Raw genomic sequence first — 22882 nt, 5'->3', positions numbered from 1 at the left:
AGGAAGCACTTTAAAAACGAAAAGATTCTAACTATTTAGACTGATGTGCTTCTAATAACTCAGCTATTTTTTCCATTATTTTTTCAGTAACTTCATCAGCAGAAGCTTTTCTTTCACGATACGGCGCAATATCAATTGGTTCACCATAGACTACCTTTAACTTTTTAAAAGGTTTATAGGGGCCAATTATTGCGCAAGGAACAACATTAGCTTCCCCGCGTAAAGCAAAGAACCCTGCTCCACTAAATCCTTTTCCTAGCTTGCCATCTTTACTTCTAGTTCCTTCCGGAAATAAACCTACAACTTCCCCACTTTTTAAGAGTTTAATAGCTGTTCGAAGTGCGTCTCGGTCACTAAGCCCTCTTTTCACCGGGAAGGCGTTAACGCCAGGTAATATACCTTTTAAGAGGGGTACATTAAATAATTCTGCTTTTGCCATAAAGTGCACAGGTCGCGGTGCTAATATGCCTACTACCGGTGGATCCAAAGCATTAATGTGATTAGAACATAACAAAATCCCTCCATCTTTTGGGAAATGTTCTGTTCCAATAACTTCAAATCTATAAAGTGGTTTTAATGCTGAAAAAACAACCGTCTTTGCAAACGAATATAGATTCAAATTAAGACATCCTTTCTTTTGCTAGTTGCATAATTTTATTTGATACTTCATCAACTGTTAATAATGTTGTATCTATATAAATAGCATCTTCTGCCTGGATCAATGGCGATGCTTGTCTTTCACTATCTAGCTTGTCTCGTAAAGCAATCTCTTGTTTAAGTTCTTCTAAGTTTGTTTCAATTCCTCTATTTTGGTTTTCTAAATATCTTCTATTCGCTCTTTCTTCTACACTGGCGCTCATAAATATCTTCAGCTCAGCATCTTTTAATACATGGGTACCTATATCTCTACCATCCATCACGATGCTACCGTTTTTACCCATTTGCATTTGTCTCTTAACCATTTCTTCCCGTAACGTTGCATGTGCAGCAACAGCCGATACAGAAGATGTTACTTCTTTAGAACGAATTTCGTCCGTAACAGCCACTTGGTCAAGAAATACTAATTGACCCTCTGGAGAAGGCTTTAACTCAATTATAGTTTCTTTTAATAAAGCAGTTAATTTATCTTCATCTAGCAAATCTATGTTTTGTTGTAATGCTTTATACGTGATTGCCCTGTACATTGCACCTGTGTCTACATATGTATAACCTAATAACTCTGCGGTTTTTTTTGCTATCGTGCTCTTACCTGCTGCTGCTGGGCCATCTATGGCTATTTGTATTTGTTTTTTCACTTTATTTGCCTCCACTCTATTCCTATACATTTTATCATAGAACAGCATTAATGAGGAAAAAGCAAGCTTCTAAAATATAACTTGTTTTTTCCTTCAAATTTGAAGAGGTTACCCAAAAGTTTAAACTTCTGGGTAACCTCTATTTTGATTTAACTCATTGTTTTCTTTCGGATCAATAGTTGACGTTCAAAACAGAATCTTACAATTTGTTGTTTGTCTAAGTCATCTGTATCCGTAAAATGTAAAGAAGCGATGGTTAAAGAACCTTTATCCCATATTCTAATCACTTGTGCTAGTGTGGAGACGTATTTAATATCTCCATTATTAAACAACAATGGAATTAACAAAGAGACTTCATCACCTGCTTTAAAATTTACTGGCGTGTTTAAAATAATTGCTGTTCCTCCAGCGCTTATATCATCTGTGACAAATTGGTATCTTTCCTCTTCGAATTGAACGGATATATCAATAGAAGTATTAACACGGACGAAATCTCTTCGCTGAATTCGCAAAAATTCCGAATCTGGCGGTAATGCAAGCTTAATCATCGGTATTTGTTTAGACTTTTTACCTAGGACCTCTGTTTGAAATGCATAAACGGCTTTAGATTCTTCTACAAAGCTCGCTCTAAGCTGCATACCATCCATTAGGAAAACTGTTCTATTGGAAAGTGTATCCATGGGATAGTCGATATATATAAATTGATCATCTAAATCCACAACTTTACATTGATATTTTTCCGTTTTATCCGTAAAGGTTGGCTCTAATATTAATTGTGTACCAAGTTTGATTTTCATAGGCAATCCTCTTTTAGTGTCATAATATATTTTCTATTATGACACTGAAATGGATATAATTCTATAGAAAAAAGCTCTACGGAAGTTTTTCTGCATGTAAAATTTCGTGGTTTTCAGTATCAATATAAATTTTATATGTGCCAATAGACTCGTTTACAGCTATCAATTGATAGGCCAAACGTTGTTGTAGCTGTTTATTTTCCACATATGCTAATCGCTCTTCTTCTACCGAAAAGTTACTTGAAAAAAGCTCTGATTTATCGATTGGTACTATTTTTTGTTTATCAATTTTTTCTTTTTGAATGTATTCCATCGCATTTAAGCCAAGCAATTCTCCATTATCCTTCGCAATCTTTAATTGGATTCCATCTGCATAAATTAAAGCATCGTTATCCTCCGCTTTTCTTGCAAATGATAAATGCCAAGCAATCGAATTTTCACGATATTCAACCATCTCCGTGTCAGTAAATCCTAAAGTTTTAATATACTCAGCGGACTTATCTTTCATCTGCTGCACAGTTATAGTTGTCTTTTCAAAAGGTCTTTCCATTAAAAAGGATAGTAAATGTCCACCTTTTTTAGTCAAATCTGCGTATCCTATACGAATACCTTCATGAAATTGGATATGGTAAAAAGGATAAGGGGCATCCTGTGAGCTTTCCGTTATGTGAATCTTTGCGTCCTTAAATTCTGGAAACAATTTAAAGAACTTTTCTTTTGCTTCCGCTGATGTAATATCGGCGTCTTTAATATGCTGTAAATCTTTTTTCTTTTGTTGATCCGCTTCACTAGCAGTCATTGGGAAATCGCTTTCTGTATAAGCTTTCACTGAGTTACCTAGCGACTTCCAACTCTTTTCGCCATTTTGATCTAATTTGTTCTGAACAAATGCTTTAACAATATAATCCTTACTCCCACCGTCTTTGTTTGTAAATGCCCACTGATTTGAAAGTTCCTGCAAGTTTTCTCTAGCACCAGCCATATTTTTTTGCCATTCTTCAATAGGAACCTTGCCATCTTTGACTTGTGCAGCACCATTTCCTAATCTGTTTAGATAATTCATCCATATAGCAGATGTTTCGTTATTTATCGGCAATGCACTTATCGAAGTTCTTATATCCGAGGAAATCCTCCACACATCATCTAAAGGCTGCTCTAATGCTTCCTTATCGGTAAACAGCATTGTCTGATCTACGGATTCTGTTAGCTTCGTCAATTTCTCTGAAGCTGAGGTCAATTGATTTGAATATTGTACTGCTAATGCATTCTCAAGCCTATTATTTTGAGACTGAACAGAGAAATGATACACAAGGAAGACTACAGCAACAGTAGACACGATAACCCATATAATTTTTTTCATTTTATCTCCTTATGAACAGAATATATGCTGTCCAATTGTTTTAATTTGTGGTCGGCTCCAAATCCACTTACTAGTTGCTGTTTTCGGATTAAAGTAATAAATAGCATTTTCAGTAGGATCCCAACCGTTGAGTGCATCTAATACTGCTTCCTTAGCCCTTTCATTTGGCTCAAGCCAAATCTGTCCATCCGCTACTGCAGTGAAGGCTAAAGGTTGAAAGATTACTTCCGAAACTGTATTTGGAAATTCAGGATGTTCAACCCGATTTAGAATTACCGCAGCAACTGCCACTTGTCCTTCATAAGGCTCTCCACGCGACTCACCGTATACAGCATTTGCAATCAATTTCAAATCTTTTTCCGAATATTGTGGTGGCAATTGCATATTTGTACTTTCTTCTTTTTTGTTTTTTACTTGTTTATCTAGATCAATCCCACCGTAATAAGTAAAACTATTTCCTTTATTTATTTGATCGTGTACAAATTTTTTATCGTAATCCGAAACACCTACTAGTTTTTTCTTAGTGTCTTGTCCTAACAGTCCATCTATCGGCAGACCGTATTTTTCCTGGAAATTCCTTAATGCCCAGTAGGTACTATAACCAAACTTGCCATCTATGTCACTCTTATAAAATCCGATATACTGTAATCTTGCCTGGAGTTCAATAACGTCGTCTCCATAGGCACCTCGTTCTAATGTCTGAGCAGAAAAAGCCTGGGTAGTTGGTTGCTCACTGATAAACGAATAACTGAATGTACAAAATAGTAAACTAATCAGGATGTACTTTAGTTGTTTCAAACGACATCTCTCCTTTTTTCTTAGCATGGAGTAAGATGCGCCAAATTATACAAAAAAAGTCTAGCATTTGCTAGACTTTTTCTTCAACGTAATATTCATGATTTGCATATCTTTTTCTACGAGATAGAACATGAGCTTTTTTAACTTTGGATAAACTAAACAACCACAAAAACAACATGAATGGTACCATCAATAAAAGCTCTAGTCCTGTAATACTTAATATACTATTATAAATAGTATGTAAGAATAGCGGTGCTATTAATGCAAACAATATTTCATAACGAGATTTAGTTAAAGTAGTAAATTTCGCTCTACCGATATAATATCCCATTAAAACACCAAATAGCGCATGACTGGAAACAGGTAGAATTGCACGTAAGATAGCTTCATCCATACCAAAGTTCAATAAATATAGTATATTTTCCACAGTCGCAAAACCTAGTGCTACGCTAGCACCATATAATATGCCATCATAGGGATCATCGAATTCCACATGTTTGTAGATAGCGACAATTAGAACTAGCCATTTAAAAAACTCTTCTAGTGCACTCGTTACAATAGCTTGATGGATAAATAGAGAAGAAAAGATCTGTTCCTCTTGAAGAACATGTTGAATAAATAAAATTGGAAACGTTAATATGGCGCCATATATAAATGTATGTAACAATAATCTGGAGGGTTCTGCAGAAATTTCTTTTCGCAAGTAAAAATAGCTTAACAGTGCTAAAGCAGGGGCTATTGCAACGGAAAGTAGTATAAACATAAACTTACTCCTTCCATTTCATTATTACTATTATACCTTAAATACGCAAATTTTGGGAGGTACTTACTCACTATGAAAACTATTTTATTAATTCACACAGGTGGTACGATATCCATGCAAGTACATGCAGAAACAGGAGCTGTTGTACCAGCAGATCAAAATCCGCTTTTAATCGAGGCAGAAAAACTTAGATCATTAGCTAATATTGTGGAAATAGATGCTTTTAATCTCCCTTCTCCTCATATAACACCTATCGAGATGATGGAGCTAAAACAGCTTATTGACCAATATATTTTATCGGACAATATTGATGGGGTTGTTATTACACATGGTACAGATACATTAGAAGAGACTGCCTACTTTTTGGATCTCACAGTAGATACGGACATTCCTATTGTCCTTACAGGTGCCATGCGTTCATCCAATGAGATAGGAGCTGACGGGCTATATAACTTGTTATCAGCGATACAAGTGGCTTCTTCGGATGATGCAAAAATGAAAGGTGTACTAGTGGTATTAAACGATGAAATACATACTGCAGAAAATGTGACGAAGACTCACGCTAGCAATGTTAGTACTTTTCAGAGTCCGCAATATGGCCCAATAGGATTTATATCTAAATCAATAGTACATTTTCACCATTCTCCCAATCATCGTCTTGTTTTTCCAATTGAGCATATCGAAAAAAAAGTTGCATTGTTTAAAGTGTATGCAGGAATGGAGCCAGACTTGCTACAAGCATCGATTGATCTTGGATATGATGGAATAGTATTGGAAGGTTTAGGGCAAGGAAATGTACCCCCTCGCCTTGTCTCTGTGATAGAAGAAACATTAAATAAAGGGATTCCGATTGTATTAGTTTCCAGATGCTTTAATGGAATTGCGCAAGATGTGTATGGTTATAAAGGTGGCGGAAAAGGTCTTAAAGATGCAGGTGTGATTTTTGCGCAAGGATTAAATGGACAAAAAGCTCGCCTTGCTTTACTAATTGCACTGAACCATCCTGATCCGCTAAAAGCGATTGAGTATATTTTTTGAGTTGTGTTTTAGGAAGATAAAAAAAGAGTAGCTGACGTAACTGAGTTTACGTCATGCTACTTTTTTATGTTGGTTAATAGTGTTTATAGGGACTTGGAGAGAGACGTCTTTTACTTACGTTCAATTGCTGAATACTCGCTCTTAATGTACTGATACTTGCGGATGGATGATTTTTGGGTTAGTCAGTTTGATTATTATTTTTTCTTTTAATTTCGTTTGCAATCTGATCCCCATGGAATCGTCCATTTTCAATGAAAATTTCATTTGCGTTATTCCCTGCCGCAATAACACCTGCTATGAAAATTCCTTCTACATTTGTTTCCATTGTTTCTGCATCAAAGGATGGTCTACCTGTAGCTTCGTCAATATCCACACCCATTTCCCTTATAAATGCATGATCAGGATGATACCCAGTCATTGCAAATACAAAGTCATTCGGTATTTGAAACTCGCCTGTTTGACTACCCTTTAGCGTTACCTCAGATGCCCCTACTTCTATTACTTCTGTATTAAAGTGCATTTGTACTTCCTTATTTCTTACAAGACCATCAAACTCTGGAAGTACCCAAGGTTTTATACTTGGTGAATACTCATTTCCTCTATATGCTACTGTAACATTGGCTCCTGCTTTGTTCAGTTCTAAGGCTGCATCTATCGCAGAATTTTTCCCACCTATTACTAATATATCTAACCCAAAGTAGGGATGCCCCTCTTTGAAATAATGACGAACTTTTGCTAATTCCTCGCCTGGTATGTTCATATAATTTGGATGATCATAATAGCCAGTTGCTATGACTACATACGTTGCCAAATAAGTTTCTTTAGATGTATATACTAAAAAATTATTTTCTTGTTTCTCTACTTTTAGAACTTGTTCGTATTTATGAACATCAATGTTTTTAAGTTTTGCTACTTCTCGGTAGTAAACCAAAGCTTGATTTCGTTTTGGTTTTCTCTCTTCTACTATGAATGGTACATCACCTATTGATAATTTCTCACTTGTGCTAAAAAAGGTCTGATGTGTAGGATAATTATAAATAGCCTCTACAACATTTCCCTTTTCAATTACGATGGTTTTTAGTCCAATATTTTGTGTAGAAATAGCAGCTGATAACCCACAAGGACCTCCCCCTACTATTAATACATCTACTTGTTGATACACCCAAAAAACTTCCTTTCTTTTATTCACTTAATGTCTTCCACTAATGGTAATGAGATGGCATTCAGATTTCGCTCCAAGTCGAAGTGGAACTGCCGTTGTGCCATAACCATTGCTAATGAGTTCAGCACTATTTTCTTTTTCTCTGTAGCTTCCTTTTTCATAAATTCCAAATGGTCCAAAGCGTATTTGGCCGCCATGAAGATGACCAGCTAAAAGAAGATGTGGCTTACTTATTTTTTTAGCATTATTGAAATAGGCTGGAGCATGGGTGACAAAAACGATGACATCAGATTCTTTAACATCCTTGAAAGCTTCATACATTTTTACATTCCCTTCGAAACCATCGTTAATCCCAACAATGCGTAAGGAAAATTTATCTTTTTCAAACTCAACAGACCGATTTTCCAATATATAAACAGCATGTGCTTCTAAGATATCACTTAAGTTCTGCGCACCAACTTCTCTGTCATTATTCCCAAATACGTAACAAGTATTTCCAAGCTTAGCAAGCTGCTTAATATTTTCATTTGTTCTTTTTAAAGGAACGCCTCTTTCTGTCAAATCTCCACCTATTACAACTATATCTACTTTACCGATGAGGCTTTGAATTAGCTTATCACTTATTTTTCTTCGGTGAATATCTGATATGAAAAAGACACGAAATTGAATATCTTTTGTCCACTCATTGATATACAAAGAATGGGTATGAACGTTAGTTTGAAAAGCTAAAAATAACATATATAAGAAAAGCAAAATTACGATAGACAACAAAACACTAATAATCCATACAACCAATTCTATACCCCCAAACAACATGGAAAAGGACAGGGAAATTCCCCTGCCCTGCACTTGTGCAATTGATCATTCTACTCTTCTTTATCAATGTGTAGTACACGGAAACCTGACTTTTCTAAATCAGCTAAAATTCGATCCATTTTTGAATCATTTTCAATCTTTAATACAATGCGTCTGAATAATTTATCGGTCTCATCAAAAGTTACGATTGAAATAACAGAGGCATGGTATTTATGAAGGACATCTGTCATTTTTTGAATCCGTCCTTCTGATTCCACCGAGGTGAATGTAATACGCGTTCCTTTACTATTCATACCAAATGCACTTTTAAACTGTTCTACTGCATCATAGCGTGTAACTAATCCAAGGAACTTCCCTTCCTCAACAACAGCAAGGACTGGGAAATCATGAAGCTTAATCATTGCGTTTTCGAAAACATCCTCGTAACCAACAAAAACATCTTCGTTTGTCATAATATCCGTAACTTTCGTTTGCTCCATGAAAGCTTCTTTATCCAATTTACTATAAAAATGAGCTTTATATAAAAGATATTTGTTGAACATACCAACATATTTCCCATTATCTAAAATAGGTAAAGCATCCATTTCTTTTTCTTCAAGTAGACGAAGAGCCGATGAGACTATTGTATCTACTTGAACTGTTACACATTTTTCTTTTGGGATCATAACACTTTTTACAAACATTTTAGCACCTCTTCCAACTTAGGATATACTTTATATATTCAACATTTAAAAGAAATATCCTTCTTTCTCTATGTTTAAGGTAGTACTAACTTTTGACCAACTGAAATTTCATTTGAAGACAGGCCATTAGCAGACTTTATCTTTTCGACAGCATTTCCATCCTTATAATAATTGACCGCTATCCGATATAGTGTTTCATTTTCCTTTACGATATGCGTTCTAGAACTAGCAACTTCGGTAGGTTCCGTTTTCTCCACCGCCGCTGGTTCTTTCTTAGGCTCTTCCACAACTACCTTTTTTGGCTCCTCTTTGACTACTTCTGCAGGCTTTTCAGCTTGCTGCTCCGTTGTTTCAGGAGTAACAGGTTCTGTTGGAGTCACTTCTTCTTTTGTTTCATCTTTTTTTGTTCCGTTATTAATTGATTGTGTTTCAACATGTATCGCATCATTTTTCACTACTTCCGCCTTGTTTGGATCGGCTTGATAGAAAAATTGAACATAGATAAATATACTAACTGGTATTAATATGAAAACACAAAATACGGTAGGAATTAATAGGTTCTTAGATTTCTTCTTGGGTTTCTTATTTAAACTTCTACTTCTTCTCATGTTATTAGAATCGTCATCTTGTCCTATGGATTGTCGATGTTCGTCGATTTTTTTTTGGTAATCATCTTGGTTCATTTTACTCAAACTCCATTTCTGCCATCATTTCTACTTCTATTATGACGAATATTGTAGAAAAAGTAAACTTATCAAATGTATTATGTAGGAAGGAGGATATTTAACCTTTTTTTCCAATTTAATTCTTCTTGACTATTCTTTTCCTCTGTTCGTTTTTGTAAAATATTCGCAGCTTCCATCTTACATTTGGAACAACAATAGTACGGTTTCTCTATCAATCTTTGGTCAAAATAATGAAGTAGTTGTTGTCTTATACATATATCATTTCGTATCATGGTATAAAATTTTTGTATATCCTGCCACTTCTTTTGTTTTATATCCTTAAATAATTCAATTGTTTCATGTTCGTTTAAACGTTCTTTCCAGTAAGTAAGAATTCGGGTCGTTGTTTCTGCTTGTTCGACTTCAGAATAAGAAGATTGGTAAGCAATTTGAATGTCTTGTTCCTCAGGGAAGTCTTGCATCGTAACGTAAAAAGTTTGCTCCACATCCGTTGGAGTATACAAAAGAGAAGCGATTGCTTGTTTTCCATCTCTCGCAGCCCTTCCAACCTCTTGCATGTACCCCGCAATCGAAGTTGGAATATGATCATGAATAATTTGTCTTATATTATCTTTGTGTATACCCATTCCAAATGCATTTGTCGCACAGATCCACTCTAGTTGCTCTTGCTGAAATTGCTGCTGGATTAATATTCTATCACTTTGTTCCATTTTAGCATGATAAAATCCAACTGAAATTCCTTGTTCTCGCAGTGCTGCTGCATATGTCTCTGTCTTTTTACGAGACTGTGTATAAATTATTCCTGGCCCCTCTGTGGAGGTGACTCTGCCTAGTATCCACTTCATTTTTTGTTGTTGGTTATCTACCTCTATCATTTCATAGGCTATAGCCGGTCGATCAAGTGAATGAATATATTCAAATGGTGCATTCATTTGTAGAGTTTTTTTAATATCATCCACCACTTCGGCTGTCGCAGTAGCTGTTAAGGCTAGAACGTTCACTGAACCAATTGATTGGAGCCAAGTGGAAATCCTTAAATAATCTGGTCTAAAATCAAAGCCCCATTGTGAGATACAATGTGCTTCATCCGCCACTACATAAGCAATAGAAAGTTTTCGAAGTGCTAGGTTAAATTGTTCATTTTGCAGCATTTCGGGAGAAGTAAATATGAATTTATAGTCAGCTAATCGACGAATAGCCATCTCCTTCTCCTGCAAAGATAAAAAGGAATTAATAGCAATAACTCTTTTTTCTCCAAGTATTTTCAATTGTTCCACTTGATCTTGCATAAGGGACAAAAGAGGTGACACAATAACCACAGTACCTTCCATCAGATAAGCAGGTAGTTGGTAGAGAAGTGATTTCCCCATTCCTGTAGGAAGTATTGCGATAACATCTTTTTTTTCTATTATTTGTTCAATTATTTCTTGTTGACCAGCACGAAAAGTAGCATGGCCAAATCTTTTCTGAAGAATTTCATTTAATTTATCCATGAATTTGTTCTCCCTTTGTTAGTGCTAAACGTACTTGAAAATAAGTTAGTTCGGGTATTCTATTTTTTATCACAGTAAGCTTTTTCGTATGTAACTCTTTGGATAAATGAAGAATCTTTTCAACTTGCTCACTCGATATAAATGCCGAAACAGAGAAATTTTTATCGGATGAAACTATTTCAATTACATGATCTTCTATTGTGTTAATCTTTAACTTTCTTATTCTAGCTATTTCCTCCATTGTATACCCTTTTTCAAAAAGGCTATTCGTTTTAAAAGCAGAATCTGTGAGAGGAGTGTCTAGATGAATACCTTTTGCTAAAGAAAACAACAAAGGACTAGTATTTATATCAATATTGTCCAATATATTATGTAAGCACTCTAAGAAATTTATCTTTGCGTTCATATCAGTTAAATCATAGTAACGAGACAATTGTTCCCAAGTCAAACCAGTTTTTTTATATCCACTAAGTCGATAAACAAATAATGTCCTGTGTAAATCATTTAACAAAGGACTTTCAAGCAATCGGAATATCTCTTGCTTTAGATCATTACTCAAGTTAAATTCACGAAAGTTATGTTGGATGAGGAAGTCCTTGACGAAATTCTGAATAGCCATATCCTTTTGGTTTGGCACAAATTTTTTCTCTTTTGCTTGGAACTGGGACAAAGTTTGGATCACTAAGTCCAATCTTTTCCAAAATAATTGTTCCCTCCCTCTGTATTCCCAGCCATTGAATAGAAACTCTTTACCTTCCCCTACTGTAGCTATTCCTTTTTCTGTAATATAGACGAGTGATTCCTCTACCTGAATTAGATCAAGGTTATGCAACTCATTAATTCCAATATCATAGTCTTCCTTCGATAATTGTGGGAGAATAGAGAAAAAAGCATGAAGTTGAAAATATGTCACATCTTGAATAGTTTGTCCTGATTTTTTACCTTTTAATAAATAATAAGGAGCATTCTCAGAACGTTGTCCGGATAACTTATGTATAATAAATAGTAATATTTGATGAAAATGCATAGGAATACCTCTCTTTTCTGAAGTATTTTGGTTGAAATATAGGGAAAACATCTTTAGAATGAATACGATAGCATATTCGTGTTAGTAGTTATAAAGGAGAGAATATAATAATGGCAAAATATACAATTGTAGATAAAGATACATGTATAGCGTGCGGAGCATGTGGAGCCGCTGCCCCAGATATTTATGACTATGATGATGAAGGTATTGCCTTCGTTATTCTAGATAATAACATGGGTACAACAGAAGTTCCAGAAGAACTAATGGAAGATATGGAAGACGCTTTTGAAGGCTGTCCTACTGATTCTATTAAAGTCGCAGATGAATCATTCGAAGGCGACGCACTGAAATACGAATAGTATATGGAATGGTGGTTGTGACTTTGTCATAATCACCATTTTTCATTCTAATAATATCAGACAAATAGACGCTAGGTCGGTCAATATCCGTTTCAATTGTTTTCGCATGGCTTTGGACAGACTTATTACTATCGTTTGACTGTCTCACCCTTCTACAACATTTAGAAACAGGTAAGGGCGTTTTTAGATAACTAGAGATAAGATACTTTCTTATTCTTAGAGGTGATGGATGACAGTCTAAGTACGCGACATCCTGTCGCAACGACTGCCTGACCCACATCGTGCGAGCCCGAAGATGCAATTTCGTTCACTCGTTTGCTTTTTTATTTTGGCAACACTTACTATTTCTCTTTATTTCCACTAATGTACGAGAAATCTACCTTCTTCATCTATCAATGGATAAAAATAACATTTAATTCAAAAGTGAATACAAATAACTTTTCCATTTCTAAGATTTTAACACTCTTGTGACTTAAGCGATAAGCTATGTTAAATCTTCTTGTTGGGTACTACTCGTTTATTCGATTGTAGCGCAAGGCGGCGACTCCAGCGGGTAGCTTGAGCTGAAGACCCCGCAGAAGCGCAGCGAACGAGGAGGCTGAAGCCAAGCCCGCGGAAAGCGTACACCTGAAGCGAAAATCAGTATTATCATTCTTTCTTTTCAGCTCCATGAACCAAGTATATTTTCTTTTTAAAAAAAGTTGTTCCTCCTAGTGGAGAAACAACTTTTTGTTAGTTTGTATTAGGTTTCATATATGAACTAGTTACTTTATCAAGCAATGGCTTCATTCGTTTGAATAAAACAATCATCACGATCGTTACTAATATACCTTTAATAAGATTAAATGGTAATATACCAAAAATGATCGTATTAAACAAAGCAGTGCCTGTTTCCATAGGGAAATTTAAGAAATAAGCGTACATTGGTAAAAATACATAATAATTTAGTACACTCATCCCAATAGCCATAGAGACTGTACCTGCTCCGAGTCCTGCCATAATGCCTTTGGACGAAGTAACTTTGCGATAAATCAAATACACAGGTGTGATAAACAAGATACTAGTTACAAAGTTAGCCATATGACCAACAGGTACACCAGTTGGACTTCCTGCAAATAACCAATCTAGCACATTTTTTAAAAATGCGACTAAAATTCCTGCAACTGGTCCCATTGTGATTGCAGCGATTAATGCTGGTATATCACTAAAGTCCACCTTTAAATAAGCCGGTAAAACCGGTAATGGAAATGCAAGTAGCATTAAAACAAAAGAAATACTACTCAGCATTGCGACTGCAATAAGCATTCGCGTTTTGCCTTTTAACATAAATCCTCTCTCCTTTTGCGATTCACTCCACAAGAAGAAAGGTTCAGAACGTTTGCATACTTAAAAAATCCCTCGAACTTATAGAAGTTCAAGGGAGAAACAAGGTACACTTTAATAAGCGTATCCGTATAAGCATACGAAAAACGACTGCACCTTCACCTTCTCCCATCCAGACTATACTGTCGGCTTTGGAATTTAACCAAATCAACCTGTTAAGGTTCGCGGGCTGAAGAAATAAATTTCTAATACCGCCGGTCGGGAATTGCACCCTGCCCCGAAGATGAATCAATATTTTGTTGTCCTCCAAGAATATATCTTGAATTAATAACATTTTATCAAATTAAAACAATATATGCAACAGACCTGTTTGCAACTGAGAATACTAGGCAAATTTATGTTATGAGCGATAATAAAAATTTAAGGGCTGTATCGGATTGCTTATGGGCGGTATTCGAAGCCTTATGGGCTATTTTCACAAATGTATGGGCTATCACATATATCTTAAAACAAAAATGCCAAGCTTAAGTTAATAAGCAATGGCATTTTTTATTATTGAATTGTTTGCATAGTAAAACCATTTGGACCCACTGGAACTGGAAGTGGACTTGAAAAATCTACTTCATTCCATTTTTCTTGTACGATATTCTCTAATCGGATAGTTTGATTGAAGCTTGCAGCTGTAAGCGAGAAAGCTTCTATCAAACGGGATGCCTCACTTGCATTTAGTGATTCCAAATCTAAAGGCTCATCAAAATGTACAACAAGTCCCTTATCTTCCTTAACTGAATAAGTTACATCATTCGGAATAACAGAAGTATAAATTTCATTTTCAGGATTTTTCATCCCCTGCAATGCTTCTAATAGTGTATTGAAAGTTTTATTGAAGTTTGGTGTTAAATAGGTCACCTGATTAAAAGCCTTATATGCAAAATAATTTACCTTCTGCTCTGTACCAGTTAACACCAAAGGTTCATCTATAGTACCTACTTGATCCCATTCGATTGGGGATCCATCTTCATTTACTCTTAAGAACGAATCAAAATCGGTAAAGACTTCATTGATTGAAGAGATGTATGGTACAGCTGTTCCAGGTGCAGAATCGTAACCATGATCTGCTGGTAAGTAATGTTTTAATATTTTACCTTCTGCTATAAAGTAGCCTTTGTAAGGATGATATTCTTGGAAACCAAGAGAAGTTTCGTCAATCTCCAAAGCATACTGATTATATAATTCTAAGCTACTAGGTTCCATATTTGGAAAATCCGCTTCTATTTTCTCTTGAGGAATGACAATCGTGATTGGTACAGTGAGCGCATTTTCCAATAGAGAAAAATGAAATACCGTTCCATCCCCTAAATCCTGCTCATAAACAGAAGTAAAAGTCCTATCAAATGGGGCTAATTCTACATTAGGAGCTAACTTTTCAGACATAGTTGTCATACCAACAGATTCTTCTTCCTTAGCATCCATAGAGGATTCCTCTGGTACTTCTAGAGTTCTCATTTGATCGTCTGCTGTGGTCGATTCTTCGACAGTATCAGCTGTGGAACTCTCATTGTTATTTATATAGGAAGAGACGAGTACGGTTAATAATAATACAGATGCTACAGAAATGATAAATGGTAGCCATTTGTTCATAGACACCTGTATTCGTTTACGTTGCTCAAATTTCTCTTGCGTTTCTATTTTTGACTTAAGCTGCTGGTAAATTTCTTCTTTTGAGCGCTTATCTGTAAACTTGGGCATCTTTTTTAATAGTTCATCTAATTCACGGTCTTCTGCTTTTTTCTCACTCATGATGAACATCTGCCTCCTTTTGCTTATCAGATAATCGCTCACGAAGTGCTTTTATTGCACGATGTTGCGTTGTCTTCACTTTCCCTTCGGACCAATTTAAGATTTCCGATGTTTCTGCAATCGAAAGCTCCTGGAAATACCGCATTATAATAACCATTTTCTGATCTCCCGTACAATCATCCAACGCAACTAATAATGTTCTCATCTCATCATTGAGCTGCACTAAATCTTCCGGTAGCATATCTGAAGATGCAAGTTGCATCGTTTCCCAGTCAAATGAGTCAAATAATCTCTTTTTCCGGACAGCTTGTTTTCTAAAATGGTCAATTGCTATGTTTTTGGCTATTGAGAATAACCATGTTTTTTCTGAACTTTTCCCCTCGAAGCTACTATAAGCTCTGAGTACTCGTACATATACTTCTTGGACCAAGTCTTCCGCAGTTTGTCTATTTTTCACCAAATATATGAGAAACTGAAAAACATCTTGATGATAGGTATCATACAAGCGGTGGAAAACGGAGTCATTCATATGCTCCCCCCGTTCTATCAATTAGTCGTTTCAAGTAAGTATTTGTTACACGGTTTCTATTGGCAATTTAATGATAAAGGATGTTCCTATCCCTATTTCGCTTTCCGCTGATAACACACCATCATGTCGTTCTACTATGTTTTTAGCAATAGCCAATCCTAAGCCTGTGCCACTTTTTCCCCTTGTTCTGGCTTTATCTGCTTTATAAAAACGTTCAAATACATATGGAAGATCTTCTTTCGGAATCCCATACCCTGTGTCGATAACCTTTATAACGAACTGTGCGTCTGTCATACTCAATTGCACGGTAACAGAACCATTTTCTGGAGTATGTCTAAGTGCATTATCGATTAAATTGGTTAGTACTTGCTCCATACGATCCTCATCTAGATGCATGGATAAGTTCTCTGTCAGGTTATGTTCAAAGTACAAGCCAATATCTTTTTCTTTAGCAGCCTGGTCAAATTTTTGCGTAATTCTTTCAATTGTCGGAACGACTAGAACGTTCTCTTTATATATACTAAGATATCCTGACTCTAAGCGTGCTAAATCTAACAATTCGGTTACTAATCTTCCCATTCGCTTAGATTCATCATATATAATACGCATCATTTCATTTTTGTCTTCTTCCGTGGTCACTACATTATCGATTATTGCTTCTGAATACCCATGAAGCATCGAAATAGGAGTTCTTAACTCATGTGAAACGTTCGCGATAAAATCTGATCTCATTTTATCTAAACGATGTTGTTCCGTCATATCACGAAGCACGATTACTGCTCCTCGCACGACATTTCCACTTGAATATAAAAGGCTTATAGATGCTGCAAAATAGGATCCTTTAATCTCTAATTCTTCGTCAAACTCTTCTTTTACTTCAAACACATATTCCAATAAGTGCTGGAGCTCAGCAGGAAGTTTAGAATCTTCTGTTGCTTCCAAATTTTTATACCACTTATCGAATAGAAGATCTGCCTGAGGGTTTTTAACTTGAACTTCAAATTTCGTATCAAAAGTAATAACAGCATCCGTCATAGACGTTAATATACTTGCTAATTGTTCCTTTTCTTGGTTAATCACTTCTACATGATGCTTCAATTGTTTACCCATCTGGTTAAAGGCGATTCCTAGTTCCCCTATTTCATCTTTTTGAAGATACGGAACTTTTGTTTCAAAATTACCTTGCGCCAACTGGATTGCAGCTTCTCTCATAGATCTTAGTGGTAATGTAATTCGTGAAGTTAAAAAGAATGTGAACATCGTAGTTAAAAGTAAGGCGATAAATCCAGATAAGAAAACAATTTTCGTAGTACTATTTGTCGTTTTACTGACAACCTCTAAACTTTGATAGATAAAAACAGCACCATGGATATTTTTATTGGATTCTAAAGGTGCGGCTAAAATGATATAATCTTCCATCCGATCCTCACTATTTATAGCGGGCATTAGCATTTTTTTGACGATTGGTTCATTAGATGTATATATTTTAGATAAGTCCTTATCATCCAATATCTTTTCCTGTACTACCTCTTTGTTGAGGCCCTCATGGATAGACAAAAAAATGGACTCAGAATTACGTACAATTAATGTATTCGTTTCTGTACCTAATATATCTCGGATTATTTCAAACGAATCTTCTACATTTTCATGTTGCTCAACTATTTTCCCTATGGTCACTGCTTCTTTGCGAAGGGTGTCCTCTGCTTGTTCTGTATGGAAATCTCCTAAAAATTCAAGTAATAAAACGGTTACAATAAATAACACAAATAAGACGAGAAGCAATATGGTTCCCCATAGCTTCCCGACAACACTATTCCAAAGTCTATTCATTTATAACCTCAAATTTATACCCAACACCCCATACAGTTACAATCATTTTAGCAGACTTTTCGGAAACTCTGTTTAACTTTTCACGCAACCGTTTTACGTGAGTGTCAACTGTTCTTAAATCACCGAAGAAATCATAATGCCAAACTTCTTTTAATAATTGCTCGCGATCAAATACTTTGTCTGGTGCTTTTGCTAAGAAGTAAAGTAATTCATATTCCTTAGGAGTTAAACCTACCTCTACACCATCTGCAGTTACTCTATGAGCATCATGATCTATTGTAAGGTGTGGAAAAACTACTATTTCTTTAGAAATAGACGATCCTTGTGAAGGTGCAAATGCAGTAGAACGTTTTAACAAAGCTTTTACTCGTAACACTACTTCTCTAGGGCTAAACGGTTTCACTATATAATCGTCTGCTCCTAGTTCAAAACCTTCTACGCGATTAGCTTCTTCCCCTTTAGCTGTCAATAATATAATAGGAGTTTCTTTATGAACACGTAGTTCTGTCATCACTTCTATACCATCTTTTTCAGGCATCATTATATCTAAAAGGATACAATTATAATCATATTCTAAGGCTAACTTTAATGCGACTTCCCCATTTTCAGCTTCTTCTACTTCGTAACCTTCTCGCTCTAAATACATTTTCAAAAGACGACGAATACGTTCTTCATCCTCAACTACTAGAAGTTTAATTGTTTCAGACATAGTTTTATCAAACCTTTCTATCAACATCTACTTTACATTGTACAATTACTGTATCCAAAATGAAAGAAAAGCCCTTCCCCCCTTGTTATATAAAGAGTAAAGAGCTTTCCACAAGTACACACATTCTGTTTCGTTTCTGTCTAGTTAGCATTTATAAAAGCTTACACTTTTTTAAGCGTAAGAATGTAATCCTGCTAAAATTAGATTTACTGCAATCAAGTTAAACATAATTATGATGAATCCGATTAAAGCGATCCAGGCAGACTTCTTACCTTCCCAACCTTTTGATAAGCGAAGATGTAAGAACACTGCATAAAATAAGAAAGTGATAAGAGCCCATACTTCTTTTGGATCCCAGCCCCAGAAACGCGACCACGCTTCATGTGCCCATATCATAGCAAATATTAAGGCCCCAAGTGTAAACACAGGGAACCCAATTAATACGGAACGATAACCAATTTCATCCATCAATTGAGAATTAGACTTTTTCGTAAGTGGTTGTAATACAGTTGCAAGACGCTTACGTAATATTAAACGAAGTAATAAATAGATTACAGAACCGATTAGAATCGACCATACCACAGTAGTTAATTTTTTAGCATTTACTAGGGGTGGCATCTCAATAAGTGGATCTAATGCACCTTCTGTAATCGCTACTGACTCATTCATACCAAAAAGCGCTGGCATTGTATACTCAATATTATGCTCTGTTTCATCTTTACTTATATACGAGTACTCTGCACTGTAATCCGCAAGTGAAAATGACAGCGTGGAAACAACAAATCCTACAACAAGTACTAAAACATACATAACTGCCTCAATCCAAAAGCGTTCTTTGGATTTTTTTGTCAGGTCAATATTTTTCAACAAGTATATAAATCCTGCTACTGCACTTATTGCTAAAATTGCCTCACCCATTGCGGCAGTAATTACATGAATAGTCAGCCAGTAACTTTTCAAAGCTGGTATTAAAGGTGTAATTTCTGTTGGGAACATGCTTGCATATGCAATGATTAACACGGCAATTGGTAAAGCAAACAATCCTAGAGCAGGTGTTTTATATATAAAGTATATAAGAATAAATGCTCCTACAACCATCATCCCAAATGCAGTAGTAAATTCAAATAGATTACTTACAGGAGCATGTCCTGCAGCAATCCATCTAGTGATAAAATAACCAATATTAGCGATAAATCCTAAAATGGTAACGGTAATCGCTAATTTGCCCCATCTATCAAAGGACTTGGTAGTTTGAGTATTTGAAGATTTTACTGCTCCTCCAAATAAAAACGTAGCAATAAGATATGCTACAAAAGCTATAAATAATAATGTACTACTTAAGGATGCCATATCCATTATGTTAAACTCCTTCCACTTTATCCACTTTTTCTTCTAAAGAATCTATATCTTGCTGATCTAGATATTTTGGAAGATGAGCTACATCTGTAACCTTGTCCAAATCTCTCTTAACACTCAACCAGTTTTTGTTTGTATGCGCGGCAATAACCGTTTGTCCATCTTCTAATAACTGAATCCAAATTCGACGGTGATTCCAATACGCCCCTTGTGCTACACCAATCATGAAGATAAGGCCTCCAAGTGCAAGAAGTGGAAGTGTTAAATCCTTACGAACTGTTAAACCAGATACGTCTCTTGTCTCGACACTTTGGAATGCAATTTTATGTTGGTTTTCCCCTAAAGGTTCTACTGTCTCTTTAATCATGACAAAACTTGTTTCCCCTTTAGGAAATTCAGGGCTATACATTTTGATTAGAAATGCTGGGTTATTAGGAAGCGGTGATTGAGATTGCGGAACCCCTTCTTCAAATCCAGTAAAATCTGCATAATAGTCCATTACTTCAACTTTATAACCATCATTTAGTTCATAAATGGGTTGTGGATCAGCTAGATCGATTGTAAATTCTCCAAAAGATTGTTGTGTTTGTTTATCCTGTAACTGGAAAGTCATCGTTGCTAACTCATCCAATCGGAAGTCCATTTGGAACACCGAAAAGTTATCGAATTTAATTGGTTTATTTACTTGAATAGAAGCTTCTTTTTCAAATGTTAAATCCTCTGTATGACCTGCAACAGCGCCTTCAGGACCCTTATACAAAGCTACATCTGTTTGATAGTTCTTTGCAATTGTACCCACTCGATCAATCGCTTCACCATAAACTTCTTTGGATTCTTCTTTCGAGTATGTCTCATAAATAAATTCTTTACTTTCTAAAAAGTATCCATGGGTTTCAGGTACATAAAGTGTTTCTCCTTCACGTAACCACATCGTTTCATCCACATAGAAACCAGGAAGTGCGCGTAGCATTACACCAAAAAGGAATATGATAAGTCCTAAATGGTTTACGTATGGCCCCCAACGTGAAAACCGTCCACGTTCAGCCAATATAGCATTACCTTCACGTTTCACATTGTATTTAAGCTCTTTAAGCTTTTCTTCCGCTTTAAGTAGAGACTCTTCTGAAACATCAGCTTTACCAATACCATAAACACGTTGTCGTTTTAAGAAACTGATATGCCTTTTTGTCTTTTGTTTTTTTAGAGATTTATATAGTGGTATGACTCTGTCTAAACTTGCGATAACTAAGGAAATCCCTAGCATACCAACCAATCCCTGGAACCACCAAGAGCTATATAAGTCCGATAAGCCAAGCTGATAATATAGCGTTCCAAATGTGCCATAAATTCGCTCATAATATGCTGCAATATCCGTTTCATTTGTTGCAGGCACATAAAATACTTGTGGAAGTATTGTTCCAATCGCGGCTGCAACTAAAATAGCAACAATTATCCACATACCTACTTTTACACTGGAAAAGAAATTCCATACTTTATCAATTATCGTCTTATTATACGTTTGAGACCGTCTTGCAGATCCTTCATAGCGCATATCTACAATTTTTTTTTCTTTTGTCTCATCATTTAATGGACGACCACAGCTCTCACATAATTCTGTACCAGCTGGATTCACGTTTCCACATGTACAAACTATCTTGTCCATTTTTAAAGACTCCTTCATGAAGGTTTAATTTGATCCATAAAATTCGCAATATCTTCTTCAGTCATTTCGCCTTTTATAATTTTTTCAATTTTACCTTCGGGATTGACCAAAAATGTTGTTGGTAGTGGATCAATATTATATGATTCCATTACACTTTTATTGCGATCAATTGCTATAGGGAAAGTTAAACCATATCGATTTAAAAAGCTATTTACCTTAAGATCTGATTCACCAATATTAATGGCCAGTGTTTGAACACCTTTATCAGTAAATTCTGCGTATTGGTTGTCCATCGCCGGCATCTCTTTTGCACAAGGTTTACACCATGTACCCCAGAAATTCAAAAACACGCCTTGTCCTTTATAATCAGACAAACGTCTTTCCGTACCATCCATATCTACTAAAACAAAGTCCGGAGCTTTATCTCCTACTTGCAATACAGCATTTTTCTCTTTATTTAGGTTGGAGTATACGGTAAAAACTATAGCTACGACGAGTACTGCTAATATAGCGGTTCTCATATAAAATCTTTGCTTTTTAGATTGAGCCAATTTGCTAACCTCCATTTCCAAGCATAATCATGAATAATTATAACAAAATTTACAATTTAAAAGAGCCTTACTTATGAAGGCTTTGTGAACACTCAAAATTTATTTACCTATTTTTCCCGTCTCTGCTAACACTCTCATTTTCTTCACTTCATGATTAGTCAATTCTCTCCACTCGCCAGCATTTAAGCCATGAAGCCCTAAGAAACCAAATTGTTCTCTTTTTAGTTTTTGAACAGGAAAACCTATTGCATCGAACATTCTACGTACTTGACGGTTTTTCCCTTCATGTATAGTGATCTCTACAATTGATTTATCCGCTTTACGCTCAGAGGATAATAACTTAACTTTAGCAGGAGCTGTTTTCCCGTCTTCTAAAACGATTCCACGCTCTAATGGACGTAATTGTTCCTTCAAAGGTATCCCTTTTATACGAGCTACATATGTTTTATCTACTTTATATTTTGGATGTGTAAGCGCATATGAAAAATCGCCATCATTCGTTAAAAGTAGCACTCCTGACGTTTCATAGTCCAGTCTTCCAACAGGATACAAACGTTCTTTTACATTAGGTAATAAGTCCGTCACTGTTTTTCTGCCTTTATCATCTGATACTGCAGAAATCACTCCACGAGGTTTATAAAGTAGATAGTATACTTTTTGCTCTTTTTCTAATTTTACCCCTTCTACTTCCACTACATCATTGTCAGACACTTTTAACCCTTGCTCCGTGACTACTTTACCATTCACTTTCACTTTTCCTTGCGTAATCATTTCTTCTGCTTTTCTTCTTGATGCCACACCTGCATGTGCGAGCACTTTTTGTAATCTTTCCAATACATTCACC

Annotated in this window: 23 protein-coding genes and 1 riboswitch; of the genes, 2 read left to right on the top strand and 21 right to left on the bottom strand. The window is 35.7% G+C overall.

What is annotated here, in order from left to right:
• Positions 1-31: 31 nt before the first annotated feature.
• The 6 genes from MHI47_RS07715 to prsW all read right to left on the bottom strand — a co-directional run bounded on the left by MHI47_RS07715 (position 32) and on the right by prsW (position 5013).
• Positions 32-619 (bottom strand): lysophospholipid acyltransferase family protein, encoded by a 588-nt coding sequence (locus MHI47_RS07715; RefSeq protein WP_093534775.1) that lies wholly within the window; start codon positions 617-619, stop codon positions 32-34.
• 1 nt (position 620) lies between these two features.
• A complete protein-coding gene (cmk, locus tag MHI47_RS07710) occupies positions 621-1295 on the bottom strand; it encodes a (d)CMP kinase (protein WP_175496167.1) in 675 nt (224 codons plus the stop codon).
• A 149-nt stretch (positions 1296-1444) separates the two neighbouring features.
• Positions 1445-2092 carry a flagellar brake protein gene (locus MHI47_RS07705; RefSeq protein ID WP_340830331.1) on the bottom strand — a complete coding sequence of 216 codons (648 nt, stop codon included), beginning with the start codon at positions 2090-2092 and terminating at the stop codon, positions 1445-1447.
• Between the two features lie 76 nt (positions 2093-2168).
• The gene (locus MHI47_RS07700) at positions 2169-3452 is read right to left on the bottom strand and encodes a PepSY1/2 domain-containing protein (RefSeq protein WP_340830329.1); all 1284 of its coding nucleotides are present in this window, start codon (positions 3450-3452) and stop codon (positions 2169-2171) included.
• Positions 3453-3461: 9 nt separating this feature from the next.
• Complete coding sequence (gene sleB / locus MHI47_RS07695; RefSeq protein WP_093534781.1) at positions 3462-4277, bottom strand: spore cortex-lytic enzyme; 816 nt, start codon at positions 4275-4277, stop codon at positions 3462-3464.
• A 43-nt stretch (positions 4278-4320) separates the two neighbouring features.
• Positions 4321-5013 (bottom strand): glutamic-type intramembrane protease PrsW, encoded by a 693-nt coding sequence (gene prsW / locus MHI47_RS07690; protein WP_093534783.1) that lies wholly within the window; start codon positions 5011-5013, stop codon positions 4321-4323.
• A 72-nt stretch (positions 5014-5085) separates the two neighbouring features.
• On the opposite strand from prsW, the gene MHI47_RS07685 reads away from it, so the two are divergent.
• On the top strand, positions 5086-6051 hold the full coding sequence (locus MHI47_RS07685; protein ID WP_340830328.1) for an asparaginase: 966 nt from the start codon (positions 5086-5088) through the stop codon (positions 6049-6051).
• A 178-nt stretch (positions 6052-6229) separates the two neighbouring features.
• On the opposite strand, the gene MHI47_RS07680 is transcribed toward MHI47_RS07685, so the two are convergent.
• From MHI47_RS07680 to MHI47_RS07655, 6 genes are all read right to left on the bottom strand, one after another.
• Positions 6230-7240, bottom strand: coding sequence for a YpdA family putative bacillithiol disulfide reductase (locus MHI47_RS07680; RefSeq protein WP_340830327.1), 1011 nt, complete (start codon positions 7238-7240; stop codon positions 6230-6232).
• Positions 7241-8008 (bottom strand): metallophosphoesterase, encoded by a 768-nt coding sequence (locus MHI47_RS07675; RefSeq protein ID WP_340830326.1) that lies wholly within the window; start codon positions 8006-8008, stop codon positions 7241-7243.
• 71 nt (positions 8009-8079) lie between these two features.
• Positions 8080-8712: a CBS domain-containing protein gene (locus MHI47_RS07670; RefSeq protein ID WP_340830325.1), complete on the bottom strand. Its 633-nt coding sequence runs from the start codon at positions 8710-8712 to the stop codon at positions 8080-8082.
• A 74-nt stretch (positions 8713-8786) separates the two neighbouring features.
• Positions 8787-9395: a LysM peptidoglycan-binding domain-containing protein gene (locus MHI47_RS07665; protein WP_093534791.1), complete on the bottom strand. Its 609-nt coding sequence runs from the start codon at positions 9393-9395 to the stop codon at positions 8787-8789.
• 80 nt (positions 9396-9475) lie between these two features.
• Positions 9476-10891 (bottom strand): RecQ family ATP-dependent DNA helicase, encoded by a 1416-nt coding sequence (locus MHI47_RS07660; protein WP_340830324.1) that lies wholly within the window; start codon positions 10889-10891, stop codon positions 9476-9478.
• The gene (locus MHI47_RS07655; protein WP_340830322.1) at positions 10884-11918 is read right to left on the bottom strand and encodes a helix-turn-helix domain-containing protein; all 1035 of its coding nucleotides are present in this window, start codon (positions 11916-11918) and stop codon (positions 10884-10886) included. The genes MHI47_RS07660 and MHI47_RS07655 overlap by 8 nt, the downstream gene beginning before the upstream one ends.
• A gap of 110 nt (positions 11919-12028) precedes the next feature.
• Between MHI47_RS07655 and MHI47_RS07650 the strand changes: the two genes are divergently transcribed.
• Entirely contained in the window at positions 12029-12277 is a 249-nt protein-coding gene (locus MHI47_RS07650; protein ID WP_093534797.1) for a ferredoxin, read from the top strand.
• Positions 12278-13009: 732 nt separating this feature from the next.
• Here the strand turns inward: MHI47_RS07650 and MHI47_RS07645 are convergent.
• The 9 genes from MHI47_RS07645 to MHI47_RS07605 form a co-directional block, all read right to left on the bottom strand.
• Positions 13010-13603 (bottom strand): ECF transporter S component, encoded by a 594-nt coding sequence (locus MHI47_RS07645; protein ID WP_093534799.1) that lies wholly within the window; start codon positions 13601-13603, stop codon positions 13010-13012.
• A 153-nt stretch (positions 13604-13756) separates the two neighbouring features.
• Positions 13757-13889: riboswitch (FMN riboswitch) on the bottom strand.
• A gap of 263 nt (positions 13890-14152) precedes the next feature.
• Complete coding sequence (locus tag MHI47_RS07640) at positions 14153-15400, bottom strand: hypothetical protein (RefSeq protein ID WP_340830321.1); 1248 nt, start codon at positions 15398-15400, stop codon at positions 14153-14155.
• Positions 15393-15929, bottom strand: a complete 537-nt coding sequence (gene sigX / locus MHI47_RS07635) for an RNA polymerase sigma factor SigX (RefSeq protein ID WP_093534803.1) — start codon at positions 15927-15929, stop codon at positions 15393-15395. Before sigX ends, MHI47_RS07640 begins: the two co-directional genes overlap by 8 nt.
• Before the next feature lie 45 nt (positions 15930-15974).
• Entirely contained in the window at positions 15975-17759 is a 1785-nt protein-coding gene (locus MHI47_RS07630) for an ATP-binding protein (RefSeq protein ID WP_340830319.1), read from the bottom strand.
• The gene (locus MHI47_RS07625) at positions 17752-18468 is read right to left on the bottom strand and encodes a response regulator transcription factor (protein ID WP_093534807.1); all 717 of its coding nucleotides are present in this window, start codon (positions 18466-18468) and stop codon (positions 17752-17754) included. The genes MHI47_RS07630 and MHI47_RS07625 overlap by 8 nt, the downstream gene beginning before the upstream one ends.
• A gap of 171 nt (positions 18469-18639) precedes the next feature.
• The gene (ccsB, locus tag MHI47_RS07620) at positions 18640-19824 is read right to left on the bottom strand and encodes a c-type cytochrome biogenesis protein CcsB (protein ID WP_093534809.1); all 1185 of its coding nucleotides are present in this window, start codon (positions 19822-19824) and stop codon (positions 18640-18642) included.
• A 4-nt stretch (positions 19825-19828) separates the two neighbouring features.
• The gene (gene resB, locus MHI47_RS07615; RefSeq protein WP_093534811.1) at positions 19829-21487 is read right to left on the bottom strand and encodes a cytochrome c biogenesis protein ResB; all 1659 of its coding nucleotides are present in this window, start codon (positions 21485-21487) and stop codon (positions 19829-19831) included.
• 14 nt (positions 21488-21501) lie between these two features.
• Positions 21502-22038, bottom strand: a complete 537-nt coding sequence (gene resA, locus MHI47_RS07610; RefSeq protein WP_245762618.1) for a thiol-disulfide oxidoreductase ResA — start codon at positions 22036-22038, stop codon at positions 21502-21504.
• Between the two features lie 99 nt (positions 22039-22137).
• A complete protein-coding gene (locus MHI47_RS07605; protein ID WP_093534815.1) occupies positions 22138-22872 on the bottom strand; it encodes a pseudouridine synthase in 735 nt (244 codons plus the stop codon).
• Positions 22873-22882: the final 10 nt, after the last annotated feature.

Source organism: Psychrobacillus sp. FSL H8-0487 (genome assembly GCF_038008385.1).
In the GTDB taxonomy this organism is placed as follows: domain Bacteria; phylum Bacillota; class Bacilli; order Bacillales_A; family Planococcaceae; genus Psychrobacillus; species Psychrobacillus psychrotolerans.
The sequence above is the reverse complement of the archived record's forward strand: the minus strand, read 5'-3'. Positions and strand labels throughout refer to the sequence as shown.